Genomic DNA, 18,796 nt, shown 5'->3' with positions numbered 1-18,796 from the left:
CGTATCACGCAACGCAGTCATCATCATGTTCGCCTATCGAAGCGATCAGAACTAATGACTTCTCACGCTTCGGTCTGCTGGCCATGATTCAGCTCCCTCAACACGAGCTGACGCCATGCGCCCTGGATCCCTCATGGTGCTAGCCCTGCTAGCCCCCACACTGATCGCACCGCCGGTCTTCGCCCAATCCGTCCTGACCCGCGACAACGGCGCCAAGGTTGGCGACAACCAGAACTCGCAGACCGCCGGTGCCAACGGCCCGACCCTGTTGCAGGACGTGCAGCTGATCCAGAAGCTGCAGCGCTTCGACCGCGAGCGCATCCCCGAGCGCGTGGTGCATGCGCGCGGTACCGGCGTCAAAGGCGAGTTCACCGCCACCGCCGATCTGTCCAACCTGACCAAGGCCAAGGTGTTCAGCGCCGGCGAAAAGACGCCGGTGTTCGTGCGCTTCTCCTCGGTGGTGCACGGCAATCATTCGCCGGAAACGCTGCGCGACCCGCATGGCTTCGCCACCAAGTTCTACACCAGCGAAGGCAACTGGGACCTGGTGGGCAACAACTTCCCCACCTTCTTCATCCGCGATGCGATCAAGTTCCCCGACATGGTCCACGCGTTCAAGCCGGACCCGCGCACCAACCTGGACGATGATTCGCGTCGCTTCGATTTCTTCTCGCACGTGCCCGAAGGCACCCGCACCCTGACCCTGCTGTATTCCAATGAAGGGACGCCGGCCGGCTACCGCTTCATGGACGGCAATGGCGTGCACGCCTACAAGCTGGTCAACGCCCAGGGCGAAGTGCATTACGTCAAGTTCCACTGGAAGACGCTGCAGGGCATCAAGAATCTCGATCCCAAGCAGGTCGCTGCGGTGCAGGCCAAGGACTACAGCCACCTGACCAACGATCTGGTCGGCGCGATCAAGAAGGGCGATTACCCCAAGTGGGACCTGTACGTGCAGGTGCTCAAGCCGGAAGACCTGGCCAAGTTCGATTTCGACCCGCTCGATGCCACCAAGATCTGGCCGGACGTGCCGGAGCAGAAGGTCGGCCAGATGGTGTTGAACAAGAACGTCGACAACTTCTTCCAGGAGACCGAGCAGGTGGCGATGGCGCCGGCCAACCTGGTGCCCGGTATCGAGCCGTCTGAAGATCGTCTGTTGCAGGGCCGTATCTTTTCCTACGCTGACACCCAGCTGTACCGCATCGGTGCCAACGGCCTGAGCCTGCCGGTCAACCGTCCGCGTGTGGCGGTCAACAACGGCAACCAGGATGGCCAGGGCAATATCGGTCAGACCACCAGCGGCGTGAACTACGAGCCGAGCCGTCTGGAGCCGCGTCCGCAGGAGACCGCCGCGCGTTACAGCGAATTGCCGCTGTCGGGTACGACCCAGCAGGCCAAGATCACCCGCGAACAGAACTTCAAGCAGGCCGGCGAGTTGTATCGCTCCTACAGCAAGAAGGACCGTGCGGACCTGGTGCAGAGCTTTGGCGAGTCGCTGGCCAACACCGACACCGAGAGCAAGCACATCATCCTGTCGTTCCTGTACAAGGCCGACCCCGAGTACGGCACCGGCGTGGCCCGCGTTGCCAAGGGCGACCTGGCCCGCGTCAAGCAGCTGGCCTCCAGCCTGCAGGACTGACCCACCCCGACGGCATCGCGGCCACGCCGCGGTGCCGTCCCCGTTTTCAGGAGAGCGATATGCGCACGCTGATGTTGGTTCTGCTGAGCGCGGTGTGCGCGCCGGCCCTCGCTGCCTCGCCGTCGGCGCCTGCCGCCGCGTCCACCTCGGCGGGCGCCAACCCCGAACAGGTCAAGCTGCAGCTGCGCGAGTACTTCTTCGATGCCGCGCGCGAAGGCCGGCAGGACATGCTGGCCGAGTTCATCCGCTCGCATTACGACCTCAACACCCGCGACGAAAAGGGCTATACCGCCCTGATCCTTGCTGCCTACCACGGCCAACGCCCGGCAGTGGAGCAGTTGCTCAGCGCCGGTGCCGACCCCTGCGCGCAGGACAAGCGTGGCAACACCGCGCTGATGGGCGCCATCTTCAAGGGTGAACTGGGCATTGCCAAGCGCCTGATGCAGGCCGATTGCGCGCCGGACCAACGCAACAACGCCGGCCAGACGGCGGCGATGTACGCAGCACTGTTCCAGCGCACCGACGTGCTCAAGGACCTGGCTGCCAAGGGCGCGGATCTCAGCCTCAAGGATGGCCAGGGCAACGATGTGACCAAGCTGCAACGCGGCGAATTCGCCACGGCACCGGCGCGCTGAGCGCAGCGATCGCGCGTTCCACTAGGCGCTGCGTGCCTCGTCAGTGGTCCGCTCGCCGGGCGTCGGCCACTGCGCGCATCGGTCCACTAGCGCTGCGCTCAGGCTGGGGCGCAGCAGGTGCCTGCAATCGCTTGAGCAGGGATCTGCTGCGCAGCGATGCACGGCGCCACGGCGCATCCGCGCGATTGGGTGGCCACGCTCCGACCTGAAGCGACCGGCACATCCTTGGACCGCTCGGTCAGTGGCCAGGCGCGCCGCGGACCGCCGTAAGCCGTCTTGCTCCCGGCAACGCCTACACCGGTGCAATGACCGCATCACGGACGCCCCGCATGACGCGATCGCCATGCCTCTGATCCGGTGCGCGGCAGGGCGCAGGCAACTGCTGCGAACGCCGCACGCACGGCAACGTGGCCCGTATTGAAGAGACGTTTGCGGGAAACAAGACGCGGCGAGGTGGAGCCGTGCATCGCATCCAACGGATTCACCGAGCCCCCGCACAGCGCGGCCCGCAGCGTCTCAGCGCCCGGCAGGCACATCAGCCCCGGCGGCGCTGGCAGGTCATCGACAGACCGCACACTCCGCTCCACCAGGATGGCCGTGCGATGCCGCGTCGCGCGAACGGTCGGTGCGCATCGCGATTGTGCAGTGCAGCATCGCGATTTTATCCCTGTCGGTTTTCCGCCACACCCGCGTTGGAACTCTGGCGAATGTGGTGGTCGAACCGGCGCGGCGTCAGGAAATTTCCGACGCGCAAAGCCTTGTGCGCCAAGGCTTTGACATAAAACTGAGCGCGCGCTGACCCGCTTGGGATGCGCTTGGAAAAAGCGCAGAAAACAGTTCAAGAACGGACCGGGAACGCCGATGCTTCAGCCATCGCAGCTTGGAACCCCCGCCATGAAGATCGATCCCTCCCTCCCTTTCCTGATGTCGCTGTTGGCCATGGTGCTGTGCACCGCCACCGCCGTCGTCGCCCTGGTGTTTGGCCAGATCCACGTTCTGGCGACCTCGTGGAGCTTCTATGCGGTGATGGGCACGGCCCTGATCACGCTGGTGGCCTCGTACCACGCCCTGGGCAAGCCGCTGAGCGCCGAAGAGCGTGTGGGTTTCCGCAACCCGTAAGTCCATCTGTGTCCTGTGTAGTGCGCGTCGCGCCTATGCCAGCACCGGACGGAAAAAGCTGCGTTCGTAACTGATGATGCAACGCGTTCGCTCGGCATAGGCGAACGCCGACAGACACGCTGCATCCTGCAGCGATGCCTCGCGATAACGTTCGTACTCGGCAAGCGAGGGAAACGAAAACAGCGCCAGCGCGATGTTGTTCGCCCCTTCCGAGGGAAGAAAGTAGCCGTGATGCTGGCCGCCGAAGCGCGTCACCAGCGGAATCCACAGCCGCGCGTAATGCTCGAATTCGGCCAGTTGGTAGGGGTCGATCACGTAACGCAGCGAACAGGTGATCATGACGCGCATCCGGCAGGCGGGGAGTGTCAGCATGCCATGCCGCACTGCCGCAGATTCATCGGCGCCCGTGTAAGCTGCTGATCCTGCTCCGTATTGCAATGGCTGCTCGCTGCGGCCAACCGTCGATGACCGCTTCCGCCGATCGCTACGCCGCCTCACTGCGCCTGTCCGTCGCTCCGATGATGGACTGGACCGACCGCCATTGCCGAGTATTCCACCGCCTGCTCGCGCCGTCCGCACGCCTGTATACCGAGATGGTGCACGCCAATGCGGTGATCCACGGCGATCGCACGCGATTGATCGGTTTCGACCCGGTGGAGCACCCGCTGGCCCTGCAGCTGGGCGGCAGCGAGCCGGCCCTGCTGGCGCAGGCGGCGGCCATCGCCCAGGACTGGGGTTATGACGAAATCAACCTCAATTGCGGCTGCCCGTCCGATCGCGTGCAGGCCGGGCGCTTTGGCGCCTGCCTGATGCGCGAGCCGGCGCTGGTCGCAGAGTGCGTGGCGGCGATGTGCACCGCCACCGACCTGCCGATCACGGTCAAATGCCGTTTGGGCGTGGACGACGATGACGACTACGCGGTGTTTGCCAGCTTTGTCGACCAGGTGGTCGCCGCCGGCGCCGCGATGGTGGTGGTGCATGCCCGCAACGCCTGGCTCAAGGGCCTGTCGCCAAAGGAAAACCGCGAAGTGCCGCCGCTGCGGTACGACTGGGCCTACCGGCTCAAGCAGCAGCGCCCCGACCTGCCGGTCGTGATCAATGGCGGCATCGCCGCCGTCGACACGGCGCTGGCCCACCTGCAGCACACCGACGGGGTGATGCTCGGCCGCGCCGCCTACCACGACCCGTATGTGCTGCATCAGCTCGATGCCGCGTTGAGCCAGCGCCCCGAGCAGTCGCGCGAGGCGTTGCTGCGAGCGCTGGAACCCTATGTGGTCACTCAGTTGCAGCAGGGTCTGGCCTTGAAGCACATCACCCGTCACGTGCTGGGCCTGTTCCATGGTCAGCCGGGCGGGCGCGCGTTTCGGCAGGTATTGAGCGAGGGCGCACACCGCCCTGGGGCCGGTTGGGAGCTGGTGGAGCAGGCCCTGCAGCGAACCGACACCCGGCCCTGGCGCGTCGTGGCCTGAACTGGCCCGGCACTTGCATACGCTGAATGGGCAGGTGGTATCCGGAGTAATGGTGGCGAAGCCAGCCGCGCGCGGGCTTCATTCTTGGAGCCGATGCGGATCCGGACTATTCATTTGACTGAACAGTGTTAACACCAAGCTAAAAAGTTCAGATCGGATTCACCCCCAAAAATCAAGAATTTGGCTCAATTCCTGGGCCCGGCTGCAGTGTGATGCAGTGCCGGTTTCACGAATTTTGAATGTTTCTGAACAACCCGCTAGGATCCCGTTGTGACCCAAACCCTCCGCCGCGCCCGTTTTGTTGTCCTGGTTGCCCTCTGGGCCGCCATGGCGGCGCCGTCGGCCTGGGGCCAGGGATATCCGATGGCGCAGAGCAGTCGTGAGGCGATGCCGCCGTCAGCGCGCGGCAACAGCCGCAGCTTGTCCGACACCATCCGCTCCGTGCAGCGCTCTACCGGTGGGACGATCCTGGGCGCCGAGCGGGTGCCGTTCGATGGCGGCAGCCTCAATCGGGTCAAGTACATGAAGGATGGCCGCGTCCATACGGTGTACGAACCGGAACAAGCGCACGCTGCGCCGCCCCGCACCTCCGTCGCACCCGATGCCCCACCACGCGACGATAACCACTGAACCCCCATAGTTCTGCGTTCAGTCTCATAAATCCCCGGCCCCGGGCCGATAACGTTACTAGGGAGAGTGCATGCGTATTCTTTTGGTCGAAGACGAAGCTCCGCTGCGCGAGACCCTTGCCGCGCGTCTGAAGCGTGAAGGCTTTGCTGTCGACGCTGCACAAGACGGCGAAGAAGGTCTGTACATGGGCCGGGAAGTGCCATTCGATGTCGGCATCATCGACCTGGGCCTGCCCAAGATGTCGGGCATGGAGCTGATCAAGGCGCTGCGCGACGAGGGCAAGAAGTTCCCGGTGCTGATCCTGACCGCGCGTTCGAGCTGGCAGGACAAGGTCGAAGGTCTCAAGCAGGGTGCCGACGATTACCTGGTCAAGCCGTTCCACGTCGAAGAATTGCTGGCACGCGTCAATGCGCTGCTGCGGCGCGCGGCGGGCTGGAGCAAGCCGACCCTGGAATGCGGGCCGGTGGCCCTGGACCTGGCGGCGCAAACGGTGAGTGTCAATGGCGCCAACGTCGATCTGACCAGCTACGAGTACAAGGTGCTCGAGTACCTGATGATGCATGCCGGTGAACTGGTCTCCAAGGCCGACCTCACCGAGCACATCTATCAGCAGGACTTTGACCGCGACTCCAACGTGCTGGAAGTGTTCATCGGCCGCCTGCGCAAGAAGCTCGATCCCGATGGCGAGCTCAAGCCGATCGAGACCGTGCGCGGACGCGGTTACCGCTTCGCCATTCCGCGTACCGAAGGCTGAGTTCGCACGGCGGCAAGCAGGACGATCGGGTGCCGGTGCGCTCCAAATGGTACAAACGCTGGCGCCCGCGCTCCCTGCAGGCGCGCCAGCTGCTGGCCGCCAGCCTCAGTCTGGTGGCCTTCCTGGCGCTGGCCGGGTACGCGCTGGATGTGGCGTTCGCCGACACGGCCGAACGCAACCTGCGCGAGCGGCTGAAAAACTACGCGTCCGCATACGCGGCCAATATCGATTTTGTTCGCGATGGCTCGCTGTACATCGGCGGGCAGCCGCCTGACCCACGGTTCGACGTTCCCGGTGGCGGGCTGTATGTCGAGGTCGTGCGCCCGGACGAGAGCTGGACGTCGATGTCGGCGGAAGGCCCGAACATTCCGCATGGGCGCATGCTCGAACCGCGGCAGGAAGAGTTCATCGGCCCACTGGAAATGACCCAGATCGACGGCAGCCTGGGCCAGTTGTACCGTTACGGGCTGGGCGTGAGCTACGTCGAGCGCGAACACGGCGGCGAGATTCCGTACACCATCTACGTGATGGAAGACGCGCGCTCGATGGGCGCGCAGCTGCGCGTGTTCCGTGGTGCGGTGTGGTTCTACCTCGGTAGCGCCGGCGTGGTGCTGCTGGTGTTGCAGGCCTTCATCCTGCAGTGGAGCCTGCGCCCGCTGCGGCGGGTCATCAACGAACTGACCAAGGTGCAGCGCGGCGAGATCCAGCGTATGAGCGAGCAGCATCCGCGCGAGCTGGAGCCGCTGACCGACAGCATCAATGCCTTCATCGAGAGCGAGCGCGACAACCTTGAGCGTCAGCGCAACACGCTGGCCGACCTGGCGCACAGCCTCAAGACACCGATCGCGGTGCTGCGCACGCAACTGGACAGCGGTGCCTCCGAGCGCGATCTGCATGCGGAAATGGACGTGCAATTGCGGCGCATGAACGACCTGGTGTCGTACCAGCTCGCGCGTGCGGCCTCCAGCGGCCACAAACTGTTCGCCGCACCCTTGCCGATCGAGCCCAGCGCCGAGGAAATCGTGCGCGGGCTGGAGAAGGTGTATTCGGTCAAGGGCGTGCTGTGCGAATTCGACATCTCACCGGAGGCGCGCTTCCACGGCGAGCCCGGCGACCTGCAGGAACTGCTCGGCAACCTGTTGGAAAACGGCTTCAAATGGGCACGTAGCCGCGTGCTGCTCACGGCCCAGCCTGGTCCCACCACCGGTAGCCGGCGTGCCGGCCTGATCCTGTCGGTGGAAGACGATGGCCCCGGCATCGCGCCCGAGGATGTGGGCAAGATCCTGCAGCGCGGCGTGCGGGGCGACGAGCGCGTGCAGGGCCATGGCATCGGCATGTCGATCGTGCAGGATCTGATCAAGGCCTACCGCGGCGAACTGCAGGTGGTGCGCTCGCAGGAACTGGGCGGTGCCCGCTTCGATGTCACTCTGCCGGCGGGGCTGTGAGCGGCCGTCTGGCCCGATGAACCCATGGGCAATCGCCCGCGCGGCTCCGACAACCGTTTAACGCCTCGAACGTTGGCTTGCCCATACTGGTCCGGTTGCAGGCAGTTGCGATGGAGAGCCGCATGGTCGAGCGCGTTGCACAGCATCCTTGCGTGAAAACACGTGCCAACCGGCAGCTGCGCAGATGGCGGCTGCCGCTATTGGCTGCCAGCTGCGCAGTTGCGCTGCTCGGCCATGCCGCCGAGGCGGCGTTGACGCCGACCCAGCTGCGTTGGCTGCAACGCGCCAGTTACGGTGCGAACGCCGATGGCGCGGCGCAGTTGCAGCGGCTTGGCCCCAGGCGCTATGGCGCCCTGTTGTTGCAGCCCAGCGACGATGCGGCGCTGCCGGCACCGGTGCGTGCCCAACTGCAGCGCTTCGATGCGCTGCACACGCCGCTGGTGACCTTGCTGACCCAGTACGAGGCCGACAAGATCCGCTTGCAGACCATGCCCGACGGCGATGCAAAGGCAGCCTTGCGCAAGGACTGGCAGGCGCGCGGCGGACAGATGCTGACCCAGGCGCGGCAGGCCCAGTTGCTGCGTGCGGTGTATGCGCCGGACCAGCTGCGCGAGCAGCTGGTGTGGTTCTGGCTCAATCACTTCAGCGTGTATGCCGACAAGGGCCGGGTGAAGTGGATGGCCGCCGACTACATGGAACACGCGATCCGCCCCAACGCCACCGGCAAGTTCGCCACGCTGGTCATGGCCACGCTGCAGAGCCCGGCGATGCTGGAGTATCTGGACAACGCCAAGAACGCCAAGGGCAAGGTCAACGAGAACTACGCACGCGAGCTGATGGAGCTGCACACGCTGGGCGTGCATGGCGGCTACACCCAGCAGGATGTGCAGCAGCTGGCCCTGATCCTCACCGGCGCCGGCCTGGTGCCGATCAAGGCCGATGGAGCGCGGCCGGTTCCGATGGCCGTGCCCGGCCAGCCACTGGTGGTGCGCAAGGGCCTGTTCGAGTTCAATCCGGCGCGTCACCAGCCCGGCGACAAGGTCCTGCTGGGGCAGCGCATCGCCGCTGGCGGGCTGGATGAAATCGAACATGCCGTGCAGTTGCTGGTACGTCAGCCGGCATGCGCACGCTTCGTGTCGCAGCGCATGGCCGAGTACTTCGTCAGCGATACGCCGCCACCGGCGCTGGTGGCGCGCATGGCCAGCACGTTCGAGCGCAGCGACGGCGACATCGCCAAGGTCGTGCAGACGATGCTGAGCTCGGCCGAATTTGCACAGGCGCAACCGCGCAAGTTCAAGGACCCCAACCGGTTCGTGGTGTCGGCGATGCGGCTGGCCTACGACGACCAGCCGGTGCTCAACGCCGCGCCCATGGTCAGTTGGGTGCAACAACTCGGCGAGCCCCTGTTCGGGCGCATCACGCCGGACGGATGGTCGCTGCAGTCGCAGGCCTGGACCAGCTCCGGGCAACTGGCGCGCCGGTTCGAGGTGGCGCGTTCGCTGGGCAGCGGGCCAAAGCAGGTGTTCCGGCTCGATGGCGACAGCGACACGCCGGTCCCGCCGCTGACGCAGATCGATACGCGCACGGCGTATCGCTGGACCGCGCCCTCGCTCTCCGGCGCGACGCGTCAGGCGCTGGAACAGGCCCGTTCGCCGGCGGAATGGAACGGGTTCTTGCTGTCCTCGCCCGACTTCAACTACCGCTGATTCTGTAGTTTGCGATGCGGTGATCGCCGCAGGAGTGCACCATGCAACGACGTCAATTTCTGCTTGCCTCGGCTGCTGCCGCGAGTCTGCCGTGGACCGGACGCCTGTTCGCTGCCCCGCGCGAGGGCGCGCGCATGCTGGTGGTGTTTTTGCGCGGCGGCTACGACAGCAATAACCTGCTGGTGCCGCACGCCAGCGATTTCTACTATCAGTCGCGCCCCACGCTGGCGATCGCGCGGCCGGACCCGTCCAACCCCGACAGCGCCATCGCGCTGGATGCGCAGTGGGGGCTCAACCCGGTGATGCGCGATGCCTTGCTGCCGCTGTGGCAACGCAATCAGCTGGCATTCGTGCCGTTTGCCGGCACCGATGACACTTCGCGCAGTCACTTCGAGACCCAGGACGATATCGAATCCGGGCAGGCCGGCGCGCACCGCAATTACCGCTCGGGGTTCATGGCGCGGCTGTCGGGTGTGCTCAACGGGGTGCCGGCCATTGCCTTCACCGATTCGCTGCCGTTGACCTTTCAGGGCGGCGCGGATCTGCCCAACGTCTCGCTCAAGGGCATCGGCAAGGGCGGGCTGGATGCACGGCAGGCGCAGATCCTGGCGCAGATGTACGACGCCACGCCACTGGCGGCCGCCGCGCGCGAGGGTCTTGCCTTGCGTCAGCAGGTCACCGCGCAGCTGCGCGAAGAGATGGAACAGGCCGGCCGCGGCGCTGCCAGTGCGCGGACCTTTGCCGATGAAACCCGGCGCATGGCCACCCTGATGCGCGAGCGGTACCGCCTGGGATTCGTCGATGTCGGTGGTTGGGACACGCATGCCAACCAGGGCAGCGTCGCAGGCGGGTTGGCCAACAACCTGCGCAACCTCGGCGAGGGGCTGGCCGCCTATGCCGACGCGCTGGGTCCAGCCTGGAACGACACCGTGGTGGTGGTGATTTCCGAATTCGGGCGTACCTTCCGCGAAAACGGCAGCAAGGGCACCGATCACGGGCATGGCACCACGTACTGGGTCTTGGGGGGCGGCGTGCGCGGCGGCCGTATTGCAGGCGAGCAGGTGGCTGTAGAGCAGGCGCACCTGCTGCAGAACCGCGACTACCCGGTGCTGACCAACTACCGCAGCCTGTTCGGCGGCGTGCTGCAGCGTCTGTGGGGCCTGTCGCCAGCGCAACTGGAGCGTGTGTTTCCCGGTGCGACGCCGCGTGACCTGGGCCTGGTGTGAGCGGGCAAAACACCCTGTGGTGCGCGTGACATCACGGGCATCGATGTGGAACGACGCGCGCCATCACCCGGCAGGTCGCGCCGCACTCATCGCTGTGCAGCCGACGCAAACGGCGATGGGCCGTAGACCCTGGTCAGATGTGCGGCGACCGCCGGCATTGCGCGCTCCAGCACATGCGGTGCCGAGAAGTGGTATTCGCTGACCACGGCAAAGAACTCTTCCGGTGCTTCTGCGGCGTACGGGTCGATCTCGGTGTAATGACCTGCATCCACCCGTTGGCAGAACGCATCGTAGGCCTGCTGAAAATCCTGCGCCCAGCGGCGTTGCACCGCGTGCGGCAGGGGCGGCGTGCCGTCGAGTGCTCCATCCAGGGCATCGAGCTTGTGCGCCATCTCATGCACGATCACGTTGAAGCCGGCGTTCGGGTCGTCCAGATCCGCCTGCACGTCGGCCCAGCTGACGATCAACGGACCCTGTTCCCAGGCTTCGCCAATCAGGGTGTCGTCCCAGGCATGCATGACGCCGGCGGCATCGACGTGGGTGCGCTGCACCCGAAATGCATCCGGGTACACGATCAGTTGCGACCAGCCGCGCCAGCCAGCCGCGCCGATTTCCAGCAGCGGCAGGCAGCAGATGGCCGCCAGCAACACATGGTCCTGCGGCTGCAGCTGCAGTCCATCGACCGGCGAAATGGTTTTTTGGTGCAGGAACTGCGCAGTCAGCGCACGCAGGCGGTGCTGGCGGTCCGTATCGAGCGCAGCGATCCAGGCACATCCGGTGCAGACCGGTCGCCACAACGCATCGTCGATCTGAAGCGGCGGCCGGCGCAGCCAGCGCGTCAACCACTGGATCAGCGGAACATGCCCGGCAGGAAGCTGTGCCAGCGCGGCATCATGCGCATGCGCGGAAACAGGCCGTCGCCATCGTTGCCACCGCCGCCGGTTGCCGGTGCGGGCTTGTGCTGCGGCGCGCGTGCGGGCGTGGCCGGCTCGCCGTTGGGCGTCCTGCCGCGCGCGGCCGAATTGGTGCTGACGCAGCTCTCATGATCGCCGTCGACCAGCTGGTCCGATGCCAGTGCGGCAAGCGGAGCCAACAACAGGAGCAGGCAAACTGTGAGTCGGCGCATCGTCCACATCCAGGGCAGGCGGCGTGAGTCGCCGATCATAACGCGGTTTTCACTGCCTCACGCAAGCCGCGCTGGGCGGCCGGGAAGCCTTGGCGCATACTTTCACGGATCGATTTGGGAACCGTTGCCGTGGACGACCGCGCGTTGCTGGCCAAACTTGCAAGCGGCCGGCTCTCCGGCGATGCGCTGGCGCGCGATGCGGGGCTGACCCGCGCTGCGGTGTGGAAGCGCATCCAGAACCTGCGCGCCGCCGGTATCGCCATCGAGGGGCGGGCCGGTGACGGCTACCGTCTGGCCACGCCGCTGGACCTGCTGGATGCCGCGCGCATTCGCGCCGCCATGCCCGCCGACGCTGCTGCCGGCCTGGCCGGGTTGGAGGTCGCCTGGACCCTGGAGTCCACCAATACCACGCTGCTGGCGCGTCCGGCCCCGGAGCAGGGCGTGGAGGTGTTGCTGGCCGAGCGCCAGACCGGTGGGCGTGGGCGCCGTGGCCGGCAATGGGCCTCGCCGCTGGCTGCGCATATCTATCTGTCGGCGTCGCGCCGGTTCAGCGGCGGACTGGGCCAGCTGGCCGGGCTCAGCCTGGCGGTGGGCGTGGCGGTGGCCGAAACCTTGCGCGGCTGCGGGTTTGCCGACGTCGGCCTGAAATGGCCCAACGACCTGCTGGCACGCGAGCGCAAGCTGGGCGGCCTGCTGATCGAAGGCGGCGGCGAGATGGCCGGCAACGCACGTGCGGTGATCGGCCTGGGCTTGAACGTGCACATGCCACCGGCCGCCGCGGCCACGATCGACCAACCGTGGGTGGATCTGCAGACGCTGGCCGGCCGCGCGGTGTCGCGCGACACCGTGGCGGCGGCGGTGTTGTCGGGTCTGCTGCCGGCACTGGACCTGTTCGAGGCGCAGGGGCTGGCGCCGTTTCTGAGCCGCTACGCGGCGCTGGATGTGTTGCGCGGCCGCACCGTGCAGGTGGAAGAAGCCGGCACGCTGCATCACGGTGTCGCGCTGGGTCTGGCCGCCGACGGGGCGTTGCGCGTGCAACTGGGCGATGCCGAACGCCTGTTCCATTCCGGAGAAGTCAGCGTGAGACCTGCATGAGCGCGTGGTTGTTCGACCTGGGGAATTCGCGGTTCAAGTACGCGCCGCTGCAGGGGCACCGTGCCGGCGACGTGCAGGCCTGGGCGCACGGTGCCGAAGCGATGGACGCCGCCGCATTGTCGGCGCTGCCGTCCGGGCGCGTCGCGTACGTGGCGAGCGTGGCGGCCCCGGCACTGACGCAGCGGATGCTCGGCTGCCTGCAGGAGCGCTTCGCGCAGGTCTGCGTCGTGCGCACCAGCGCCGAGTGCGCCGGCGTCCGCATCGCTTATGCCGATCCCGGCCGGTTCGGGGTGGATCGCTTTTTGGCCCTGCTGGGCGCGCGCGGCGACGCGCCGGTGTTGGTGGCGGGGGTCGGCACCGCGCTGACCATCGACGTGCTCGGCGCCGACGGGCAGCATCACGGCGGCCGCATTGCGGCCTCGCCCACCACCATGCGGCAGGCCTTGCATGCGCGTGCGGTGCAGTTGCCGGCCAGTGGCGGCGAGTATGTCGAGCTGGCCAACGACACCGACGATGCCCTGACCTCTGGCTGCGATGGCGCCGCGGTAGCGCTGATCGAGCGCAGCCTGCAGCACGCGCAGCGCAGCCTGGGCACGCCGGTGCGGCTGCTGCTGCACGGCGGCGGCGCGCCGCCGTTGCTGCCGTTGTTGCCCGAGGCCAGCTTCCGTGCCGCCCTGGTGCTGGACGGGCTGGCAACCTGGGCGACCGCGTCGGCCAGCCCGTAGAATCGGGGCATGTACGTCCGCGCGCTGATCGTTGTCCTGCTCATCCTCAATGCCGGGGTGGCGTCATGGTGGGCGGTGCAGCCGCCACCGGCGCCACCGGCCGCGCCGCCGCCGCCGGCCGGTGTGGCCCGGTTGGACGTGCTGCCGCCGCGTGCCGCCGCCCCGATGCCGCCAGCACAGGAGACCGCCGCCGCGGCTGCGGATGTGCCCCCGGCCGCTGCGCCCGTCCCGCCGCAAACCGCGCCGACTGCGGTGGTGGCGCCTGCCTCGACGCCGACGCCTGCCACGGCCAGGCCGGTGTCCGCGCCCACCGACAGTGCGGTACCGGCGAAGAGCGCTTCCACCGCTGCCAAGGTGGCGCCTGCGGCTGCAATGCCACCGACGACACCGCCACCGAATCCCGAACGCTGTGCCAGCTTCGGGCCTTATGCGGCACGCGGGGATGCCGATGCGGCGCTGACGCGCCTGCGTGGGCAGACCGCCCGCGCCAACCTGCGCGAGGACAAGGACGCCGGTGTCAGCACGTTCCGGGTGATGCTGCCCAACGTCGGCGACCGCGCGGCGGCGCAGGCGCTGGTCAAGCGCATTGCCGCCGCCGGCATTGGCGACTATTACGTCATCGCGCAGGGCGAGGACAACACCGTGGCCCTGGGGCAATACCAGAGCCGCGAGCGCGCCGAGCGGCGCCAGGCGAGTCTGGTGGGCGCAGGCTTCCCGGCGCAGCTGGTGCCCAGCGGTACCGGCCAGTCACGCTGGTGGATCGATGTCCGCAGCACGGCCACGGCTGCCGCGTTGCAGGGCGCAGCCGGTGCAACGCGGCAGCGATCGCTAGATTGCGCCGCGCTGCGCTAGAATGCGCACCGGCGCGCAATGCGCCTGCCTTTGCCGGCATAGCTCAGTTGGTAGAGCAACCGCCTTGTAAGCGGTAGGTCCCCAGTTCGAATCCGGGTGCCGGCACCATCCTGCAGAGATTATCCCCCGAGGTTTGACCACGCTGATCGTGCATGCGTGTGGGCTGTGCCGTGCCCGATGCCGCAGCGGCGGGCGCCGCGTGCGATGCGCCGTGGCATCGATGCACGCATTGCCTCGTGCGCACCGACCAATCTCCCACAAGCTGCCGGACGACAGGGCCTAGTCACGACGTGGTGCGTGTCCCGGCTGCGCGAGGTGTGACCCGGGTCGGCTGGGCCGCCCTGTCTGGCCTGAAGCGCGCAGCCCCCGCGCTGCGCGCAGCGATCAAGCGGGACGGCCGGCAGAGAGCAGCTGGAGCGCAGCCGTGCCGGCGTCGCCGCTTACGCGCTCGGCCAGGGCGGCCACAACGATGGCGAGGGCGCGGCGCAGCACGCTGTCGGCGTCGGCGCTGGCATCCAGCACGTGTTTGCCCGGCAATTCCAGTGCGGCAAAAATCGCGCGGCAGCGCTCCAGGTTGTCCTGGGTTTCGAAATGGTTGGGTGCGTCGCCGCGGGCGCGGATGCGGGCCAGGCCGGTGGGCGGCGGCAGGTCGAGCAGCAACAGCACATCCGGGCGCGGGGCGAAGGCGTTGCGTTCCAGCAGTGCGTCCAGTGGCAGGCCGGCAGCGCCCTGGTAGGCGACCATCGAAGGAAAATAGCGGTCCAGGATCACGATGTCGCCGCGCGCCAGCGCCGGCGCGATCAGATTGTCCACGTGTTCGTGGCGATCGCGGATCAGCAGCTCGGCTTCGTCGTCCGCGCTCAGGCGCCCGGTGGCTGCGGATTGACGCAGCTGGGTGCCCCAGGGGCCATTGGTTGGCTCCTTGCTGGAGACCACGCGTGCGCCGGCGGTCTGCAAGGTGGCCGCCAGACTGCGCGCCAGCGTGGTCTTGCCGGCGCCGTCGATGCCTTCGATGGCGATCAATAGCCCGCCGGGCTTCAGTTCGATTGTCATCGCGCTACTTTATCTGATCGTGACGATGGACCAGTAGCCGCAGCGCGGCGGCAACGCCGGCCCGGGCGCTGTCGACGCTGGACGAGCGAGCACCTGGCGATACACGATGGCCACTGCCGCGGGCGCATGCCCGCAGTGAGCAGTGGACGCCGCGGTGCGGCGGCTTCGAGGGCATCCCACGCGCCATCCCGAAGCTCATGACGCGACCCCAATCCCGAATCCCCATCCCGGCCCTATGGCCAAATACTTATTACCGATATGTCCAGCGCGATGTCGGAATCGTCCCGATGTCCCGGCCGCTGTCCCCTGGGCATACTGAACAAGTCAGACGTAGCGCTCATTCGTGTCATGACTGAGTCGCGTTTCTGGCTTCAAGGAAGAAGGACGCGTCGCCGCCACCCTAGAGGCGGCATCCCCCGCGTGACGCCCTCTCAGGCCCGTCGTGACCGGATTCCTTGTTTAGCGGTGCGGTTTATCGGTACGTGCACGGAACGTGCGCGCCTTACGGCCGATCACGTCGCCGAGGTATAGCGGTAGGACAGCAGCGATTTCACCAGGAAGGTGATCTGGGTGGCCGAACGCGCATCCACGCGCATCACCGGGATGCGGAAGCCTTCGGCCACCAGTGCCTCGCGGAACGGCGGCACCAGGAAATCCTCGACCTCGTCGGTCATGGTGATGCCCACCGCCAGGCTGGCCTCAGGCGCGATCTGCGAAAACTCGCGCAGCAGGGCCAGGGTGGCCCCGAGCATCTGCGGATCGCGCGCATTGGTCAGCACGATCACGCCCAGCGCACCGTCGCAGACCAGCGGCCACATGAAATCCAGATATTTCTGCCCGGGCACGCCATAGACGTGCAGCAGCTCGCCGTCTTCCAGCTCGATCGAGCTGTAATCCAGCGCGACCGTGGTGTAGGTCTTGTCGCCGTAGGCATCCTGGCTGAGCGGCATTTCGGTGCTGACCGGCTCCACATCGGAGATGGCACGTACCGCCGTGGTCTTGCCGGCGCCCATGCCGCCAACGAACACCAGTTTGTTGGCTGGAAGACTCATGACTGCGCCTGAAAGAGTGAGAGGCCAAACCGACGTGCGACCCAGGAAAAGAACCGGGAATTGCTGCTGTCCGGACGACGCGGCGTAGAAGGCACGGGAATCTCCGCAGTCTGGGCAAGGCCGCTGGCAAGCGCAGCGGCGAACAGGCATTCCACCGTTTGCAGCGGGAGCTTGCAAGCATTGGCCAGGGCCTGCGGACGCCACGGGCGCGCATGCAGGTGGGCGATGGCCAGCAGGTGTGCGGGCGAGCTGGTGTCGGCACTCAGCTCGGGCCACTGACGCAGCTGCAACGCATGCGCCGGCTCCACCGCCGGCAGCGCGGGGCGCAGATGCTCGGGCAGGGCGAAGTACAGCGCTTCGAAGGAGAGCCGTTGGGGCAGCGCGACGTCGTCGTCGTCGGCCACGCGCTGCCAGCCGGGCCGGTCCAGGGCGGCCACCAGCGCGGGCAAGCCGATGCCGGCCGGCAGATGCACGCAAGCATTGGCCGGGTCCACCCGCACCTGCAGGCTTGCATGCCGCACCATCACCGTGCCGGGCCCGAATTCACCGCGGCAATGGCGCAGCAGCAGTGCCGGTTCGGCCACCTGGGTGGTGTGCGGGGAGGACAGCAACAGGCGCATCTGCTCGTTGAGTTCGCGCACCGTGGCGCCATGCTTGAGCCAGGCGCCGGCAACCGGTGTGCGCGAGACCACCAGCACCCGCACCGGCTGGCCCTGCAGCGCCTGCCACGCGGCCAGGCCGTCGGCGGTTTCCAGACCCAGCACCACCACGTCGGCCGCATGCTGCGGCCACTCGCCCAATTGCACGTCGATGCGCTCGGCAAGCAGCAGCGAACACGCCAGTTTCAGGCGCGTGGTGTGCAGCAGGTCCAGGCCGGCCGTGGCGACCCGCATGGCGTGAATGGGTGTGGTCATGAGTGGGCGCCGTCGTGGCGCAATGAAGCGACAACGCCTGCCGGTACGTACCGGCAGGCAGGGCAGGCGACGCGCAGGCGCCGCCCGTCGGGCATCAACTGAAATCCAGGGTCTTTTCGAACGCCTTGAGCTCGTGGCGGGCCATCGCCAGATTGGCCTTGGCGCGGTCCAGCACGACGTACAGGAACAAGGTGGGGTTGCTCTCCAGCGGGCGCAGCAGGTGGTACTGGCGCGACAGGGTGATCAGGATGTCTTCGATGGTGTCGTTCAGGCCGAGCTGCTCGGCGATGCGGCGCTTGGCACGCACCACGTCGGTGTTGCCGGCCGCGGCCAGCTCAAGGTTGAGCTCGGTGCCGCCGGTCATGCCCGGCGCCATGCCGCTATCGCTGTCGACCAGCGCGGCGCCCACGAAACCGGCGAGCGAATGCAGTTGTTCCAGAGTGAGTTTTGACATCGGTGGTCCCCTTCCAAACGGTGAGAAAAATCGGTGCGCTCAGGCAAGCACGAACAGTGCCAGGCCTCAGCCGGCCGGCTGCGCCAGGGCGGTGGCCAGGCGGCCGGCGCAATCGCGCGCATTGAACAGCAGCGCGGCGGCATTGAGGTCCGGCCCGCCCACCGCCGTCAGCGTCAGCGGCTTGTCGGCGCGGATGCGGATCAGCACCAGCTGCCCCCCGCGGGTGCTCACGGTGGCGTAATCGGCCTCGCTCAGGCGCGATTCGCGCGCCAGGGTCTCGCCCAGGGTGAGGAACGAGTTGGCCATCGCCGCCAGGCGACGTCCATCCACGTCCAGGCTGGAGTGTTCGGCGATGGCGCGGCCATCGGCGGTGGACAGCATCAGCAGGCGGATGCCGGGCTCGCGTTCGATGGTCTGCGCAAATTCGCGCCCGATGCGCTGCAGGTCGTACTGATGCGACGCGCGCGCGACTTCACCCACGGCGGCCTTGACGACCTGGTTGACGGCGTTGTGCGGCATGAAGATCCCCTGTTGCTGATGGCCCGAGCGCGTGCGTGGTGCATGTCCTGCGCTGGCCGGCGCACCATACCATCCAGGTATAAGCGCACAGTCACACCAGCCACAGCGGTTTCACTGGGCGGTCAGACAAGCAGAATCTGCAAAGTCCAGCGCGCCACAAACTGCAGTGGCACGTCACAGTAGCGGCGCGACGAGGCAGATCTAAACCCCTCGCCTCCCAGCTGGATGAGGCCGGCAAGCCGATGCAGGCGACATGCCGTGCTGCGCTGCCGCGCGTCAGCGCCGGGGCGCGCCACTAGACTGCACGGCTTTCTCGATGCTGGAGCAATGCATGGCAACGCAGTACCTGCCGGTTTCCCTGATAGGCGTTCCCACCGACATCG

The 18,796-nt window shown here is 67.0% G+C and carries 21 protein-coding genes and 1 tRNA gene; 14 read left to right on the top strand and 8 right to left on the bottom strand.

What is annotated here, in order from left to right; genetic code table 11:
- The first annotated feature begins 133 nt into the window (after positions 1-133).
- From katB to OZ10_RS09580, 4 genes are all read left to right on the top strand, one after another.
- Entirely contained in the window at positions 134-1,639 is a 1,506-nt protein-coding gene (gene katB / locus OZ10_RS09590) for a catalase KatB (RefSeq protein ID WP_184390185.1), read from the top strand.
- Positions 1,640-1,698: 59 nt separating this feature from the next.
- On the top strand, positions 1,699-2,274 hold the full coding sequence (locus OZ10_RS09585; RefSeq protein WP_039406327.1) for an ankyrin repeat domain-containing protein: 576 nt from the start codon (positions 1,699-1,701) through the stop codon (positions 2,272-2,274).
- 625 nt (positions 2,275-2,899) lie between these two features.
- Positions 2,900-3,073, top strand: a complete 174-nt coding sequence (locus OZ10_RS22505) for a hypothetical protein (RefSeq protein ID WP_158002168.1) — start codon at positions 2,900-2,902, stop codon at positions 3,071-3,073.
- Between the two features lie 95 nt (positions 3,074-3,168).
- Positions 3,169-3,393, top strand: coding sequence for a hypothetical protein (locus OZ10_RS09580; RefSeq protein ID WP_039406325.1), 225 nt, complete (start codon positions 3,169-3,171; stop codon positions 3,391-3,393).
- Between the two features lie 33 nt (positions 3,394-3,426).
- Here the strand turns inward: OZ10_RS09580 and OZ10_RS09575 are convergent, their stop codons facing one another.
- Complete coding sequence (locus OZ10_RS09575; RefSeq protein WP_039406410.1) at positions 3,427-3,732, bottom strand: NIPSNAP family protein; 306 nt, start codon at positions 3,730-3,732, stop codon at positions 3,427-3,429.
- 125 nt (positions 3,733-3,857) lie between these two features.
- On the opposite strand from OZ10_RS09575, the gene dusA reads away from it, so the two are divergent.
- From dusA to OZ10_RS09545, 6 genes are all read left to right on the top strand, one after another.
- Positions 3,858-4,862 carry a tRNA dihydrouridine(20/20a) synthase DusA gene (gene dusA, locus OZ10_RS09570; protein WP_039406322.1) on the top strand — a complete coding sequence of 335 codons (1,005 nt, stop codon included), beginning with the start codon at positions 3,858-3,860 and terminating at the stop codon, positions 4,860-4,862.
- Positions 4,863-5,189: 327 nt separating this feature from the next.
- Positions 5,190-5,492, top strand: coding sequence for a hypothetical protein (locus tag OZ10_RS09565; protein ID WP_039564655.1), 303 nt, complete (start codon positions 5,190-5,192; stop codon positions 5,490-5,492).
- 70 nt (positions 5,493-5,562) lie between these two features.
- Positions 5,563-6,246, top strand: coding sequence for a response regulator transcription factor (locus OZ10_RS09560; protein ID WP_002808458.1), 684 nt, complete (start codon positions 5,563-5,565; stop codon positions 6,244-6,246).
- A 74-nt stretch (positions 6,247-6,320) separates the two neighbouring features.
- Complete coding sequence (locus tag OZ10_RS09555; RefSeq protein ID WP_052210008.1) at positions 6,321-7,691, top strand: ATP-binding protein; 1,371 nt, start codon at positions 6,321-6,323, stop codon at positions 7,689-7,691.
- A gap of 122 nt (positions 7,692-7,813) precedes the next feature.
- Complete coding sequence (locus tag OZ10_RS09550; protein WP_039564659.1) at positions 7,814-9,397, top strand: DUF1800 domain-containing protein; 1,584 nt, start codon at positions 7,814-7,816, stop codon at positions 9,395-9,397.
- A gap of 41 nt (positions 9,398-9,438) precedes the next feature.
- A complete protein-coding gene (locus tag OZ10_RS09545; protein WP_039414693.1) occupies positions 9,439-10,623 on the top strand; it encodes a DUF1501 domain-containing protein in 1,185 nt (394 codons plus the stop codon).
- A gap of 86 nt (positions 10,624-10,709) precedes the next feature.
- On the opposite strand, the gene OZ10_RS09540 is transcribed toward OZ10_RS09545, so the two are convergent.
- The gene (locus OZ10_RS09540) at positions 10,710-11,465 is read right to left on the bottom strand and encodes a M90 family metallopeptidase (protein WP_039564653.1); all 756 of its coding nucleotides are present in this window, start codon (positions 11,463-11,465) and stop codon (positions 10,710-10,712) included.
- A gap of 8 nt (positions 11,466-11,473) precedes the next feature.
- Positions 11,474-11,788: a hypothetical protein gene (locus OZ10_RS09535; protein ID WP_039414699.1), complete on the bottom strand. Its 315-nt coding sequence runs from the start codon at positions 11,786-11,788 to the stop codon at positions 11,474-11,476.
- 75 nt (positions 11,789-11,863) lie between these two features.
- Between OZ10_RS09535 and birA the strand changes: the two genes are divergently transcribed.
- From birA to OZ10_RS09515, 4 genes are all read left to right on the top strand, one after another.
- Complete coding sequence (birA, locus tag OZ10_RS09530) at positions 11,864-12,844, top strand: bifunctional biotin--[acetyl-CoA-carboxylase] ligase/biotin operon repressor BirA (RefSeq protein ID WP_267483902.1); 981 nt, start codon at positions 11,864-11,866, stop codon at positions 12,842-12,844.
- Entirely contained in the window at positions 12,841-13,569 is a 729-nt protein-coding gene (locus OZ10_RS09525; RefSeq protein WP_039404616.1) for a type III pantothenate kinase, read from the top strand. Before birA ends, OZ10_RS09525 begins: the two co-directional genes overlap by 4 nt.
- A gap of 9 nt (positions 13,570-13,578) precedes the next feature.
- Positions 13,579-14,421 (top strand): SPOR domain-containing protein, encoded by an 843-nt coding sequence (locus tag OZ10_RS09520; protein WP_039564651.1) that lies wholly within the window; start codon positions 13,579-13,581, stop codon positions 14,419-14,421.
- 32 nt (positions 14,422-14,453) lie between these two features.
- A tRNA-Thr gene (locus OZ10_RS09515) sits at positions 14,454-14,529 on the top strand.
- A 276-nt stretch (positions 14,530-14,805) separates the two neighbouring features.
- On the opposite strand, the gene tmk is transcribed toward OZ10_RS09515, so the two are convergent.
- The 5 genes from tmk to OZ10_RS09490 all read right to left on the bottom strand — a co-directional run bounded on the left by tmk (position 14,806) and on the right by OZ10_RS09490 (position 18,413).
- Positions 14,806-15,474: a dTMP kinase gene (gene tmk / locus OZ10_RS09510; protein ID WP_039564650.1), complete on the bottom strand. Its 669-nt coding sequence runs from the start codon at positions 15,472-15,474 to the stop codon at positions 14,806-14,808.
- A 512-nt stretch (positions 15,475-15,986) separates the two neighbouring features.
- A complete protein-coding gene (locus tag OZ10_RS09505) occupies positions 15,987-16,526 on the bottom strand; it encodes a GTP-binding protein (protein ID WP_039404610.1) in 540 nt (179 codons plus the stop codon).
- Entirely contained in the window at positions 16,523-17,440 is a 918-nt protein-coding gene (locus OZ10_RS09500) for a hypothetical protein (RefSeq protein WP_039404607.1), read from the bottom strand. The genes OZ10_RS09505 and OZ10_RS09500 overlap by 4 nt, the downstream gene beginning before the upstream one ends.
- A 94-nt stretch (positions 17,441-17,534) precedes the next feature.
- The gene (locus OZ10_RS09495) at positions 17,535-17,894 is read right to left on the bottom strand and encodes a roadblock/LC7 domain-containing protein (RefSeq protein ID WP_039564648.1); all 360 of its coding nucleotides are present in this window, start codon (positions 17,892-17,894) and stop codon (positions 17,535-17,537) included.
- A gap of 66 nt (positions 17,895-17,960) precedes the next feature.
- Positions 17,961-18,413, bottom strand: coding sequence for a roadblock/LC7 domain-containing protein (locus OZ10_RS09490; protein ID WP_039404601.1), 453 nt, complete (start codon positions 18,411-18,413; stop codon positions 17,961-17,963).
- Positions 18,414-18,796: the final 383 nt, after the last annotated feature.

Source organism: Xanthomonas cannabis pv. cannabis, from assembly GCF_000802365.1.
In the GTDB taxonomy this organism is placed as follows: Bacteria; Pseudomonadota; Gammaproteobacteria; order Xanthomonadales; family Xanthomonadaceae; genus Xanthomonas; species Xanthomonas cannabis.
The sequence above is the reverse complement of the archived record's forward strand: the minus strand, read 5'-3'. Positions and strand labels throughout refer to the sequence as shown.

Coding starts and splice junctions, on each gene's coding strand:
- OZ10_RS09490 (WP_039404601.1), bottom strand. CDS start 18,413: ATGCCGCACAACGCCGTCAACCAGGTCGTCAAGGCCGCCGTGGGTGAA.
- OZ10_RS09545 (WP_039414693.1), top strand. CDS start 9,439: ATGCAACGACGTCAATTTCTGCTTGCCTCGGCTGCTGCCGCGAGTCTG.
- OZ10_RS09560 (WP_002808458.1), top strand. CDS start 5,563: ATGCGTATTCTTTTGGTCGAAGACGAAGCTCCGCTGCGCGAGACCCTT.
- OZ10_RS09495 (WP_039564648.1), bottom strand. CDS start 17,894: ATGTCAAAACTCACTCTGGAACAACTGCATTCGCTCGCCGGTTTCGTG.
- OZ10_RS09580 (WP_039406325.1), top strand. CDS start 3,169: ATGAAGATCGATCCCTCCCTCCCTTTCCTGATGTCGCTGTTGGCCATG.
- OZ10_RS09525 (WP_039404616.1), top strand. CDS start 12,841: ATGAGCGCGTGGTTGTTCGACCTGGGGAATTCGCGGTTCAAGTACGCG.
- tmk (WP_039564650.1), bottom strand. CDS start 15,474: ATGACAATCGAACTGAAGCCCGGCGGGCTATTGATCGCCATCGAAGGC.
- katB (WP_184390185.1), top strand. CDS start 134: ATGGTGCTAGCCCTGCTAGCCCCCACACTGATCGCACCGCCGGTCTTC.
- OZ10_RS09585 (WP_039406327.1), top strand. CDS start 1,699: ATGCGCACGCTGATGTTGGTTCTGCTGAGCGCGGTGTGCGCGCCGGCC.
- OZ10_RS09575 (WP_039406410.1), bottom strand. CDS start 3,732: ATGATCACCTGTTCGCTGCGTTACGTGATCGACCCCTACCAACTGGCC.
- OZ10_RS09535 (WP_039414699.1), bottom strand. CDS start 11,788: ATGATCGGCGACTCACGCCGCCTGCCCTGGATGTGGACGATGCGCCGA.
- OZ10_RS09505 (WP_039404610.1), bottom strand. CDS start 16,526: ATGAGTCTTCCAGCCAACAAACTGGTGTTCGTTGGCGGCATGGGCGCC.
- dusA (WP_039406322.1), top strand. CDS start 3,858: ATGACCGCTTCCGCCGATCGCTACGCCGCCTCACTGCGCCTGTCCGTC.
- OZ10_RS09520 (WP_039564651.1), top strand. CDS start 13,579: ATGTACGTCCGCGCGCTGATCGTTGTCCTGCTCATCCTCAATGCCGGG.
- OZ10_RS09500 (WP_039404607.1), bottom strand. CDS start 17,440: ATGACCACACCCATTCACGCCATGCGGGTCGCCACGGCCGGCCTGGAC.
- OZ10_RS09565 (WP_039564655.1), top strand. CDS start 5,190: ATGGCGGCGCCGTCGGCCTGGGGCCAGGGATATCCGATGGCGCAGAGC.
- OZ10_RS09550 (WP_039564659.1), top strand. CDS start 7,814: ATGGTCGAGCGCGTTGCACAGCATCCTTGCGTGAAAACACGTGCCAAC.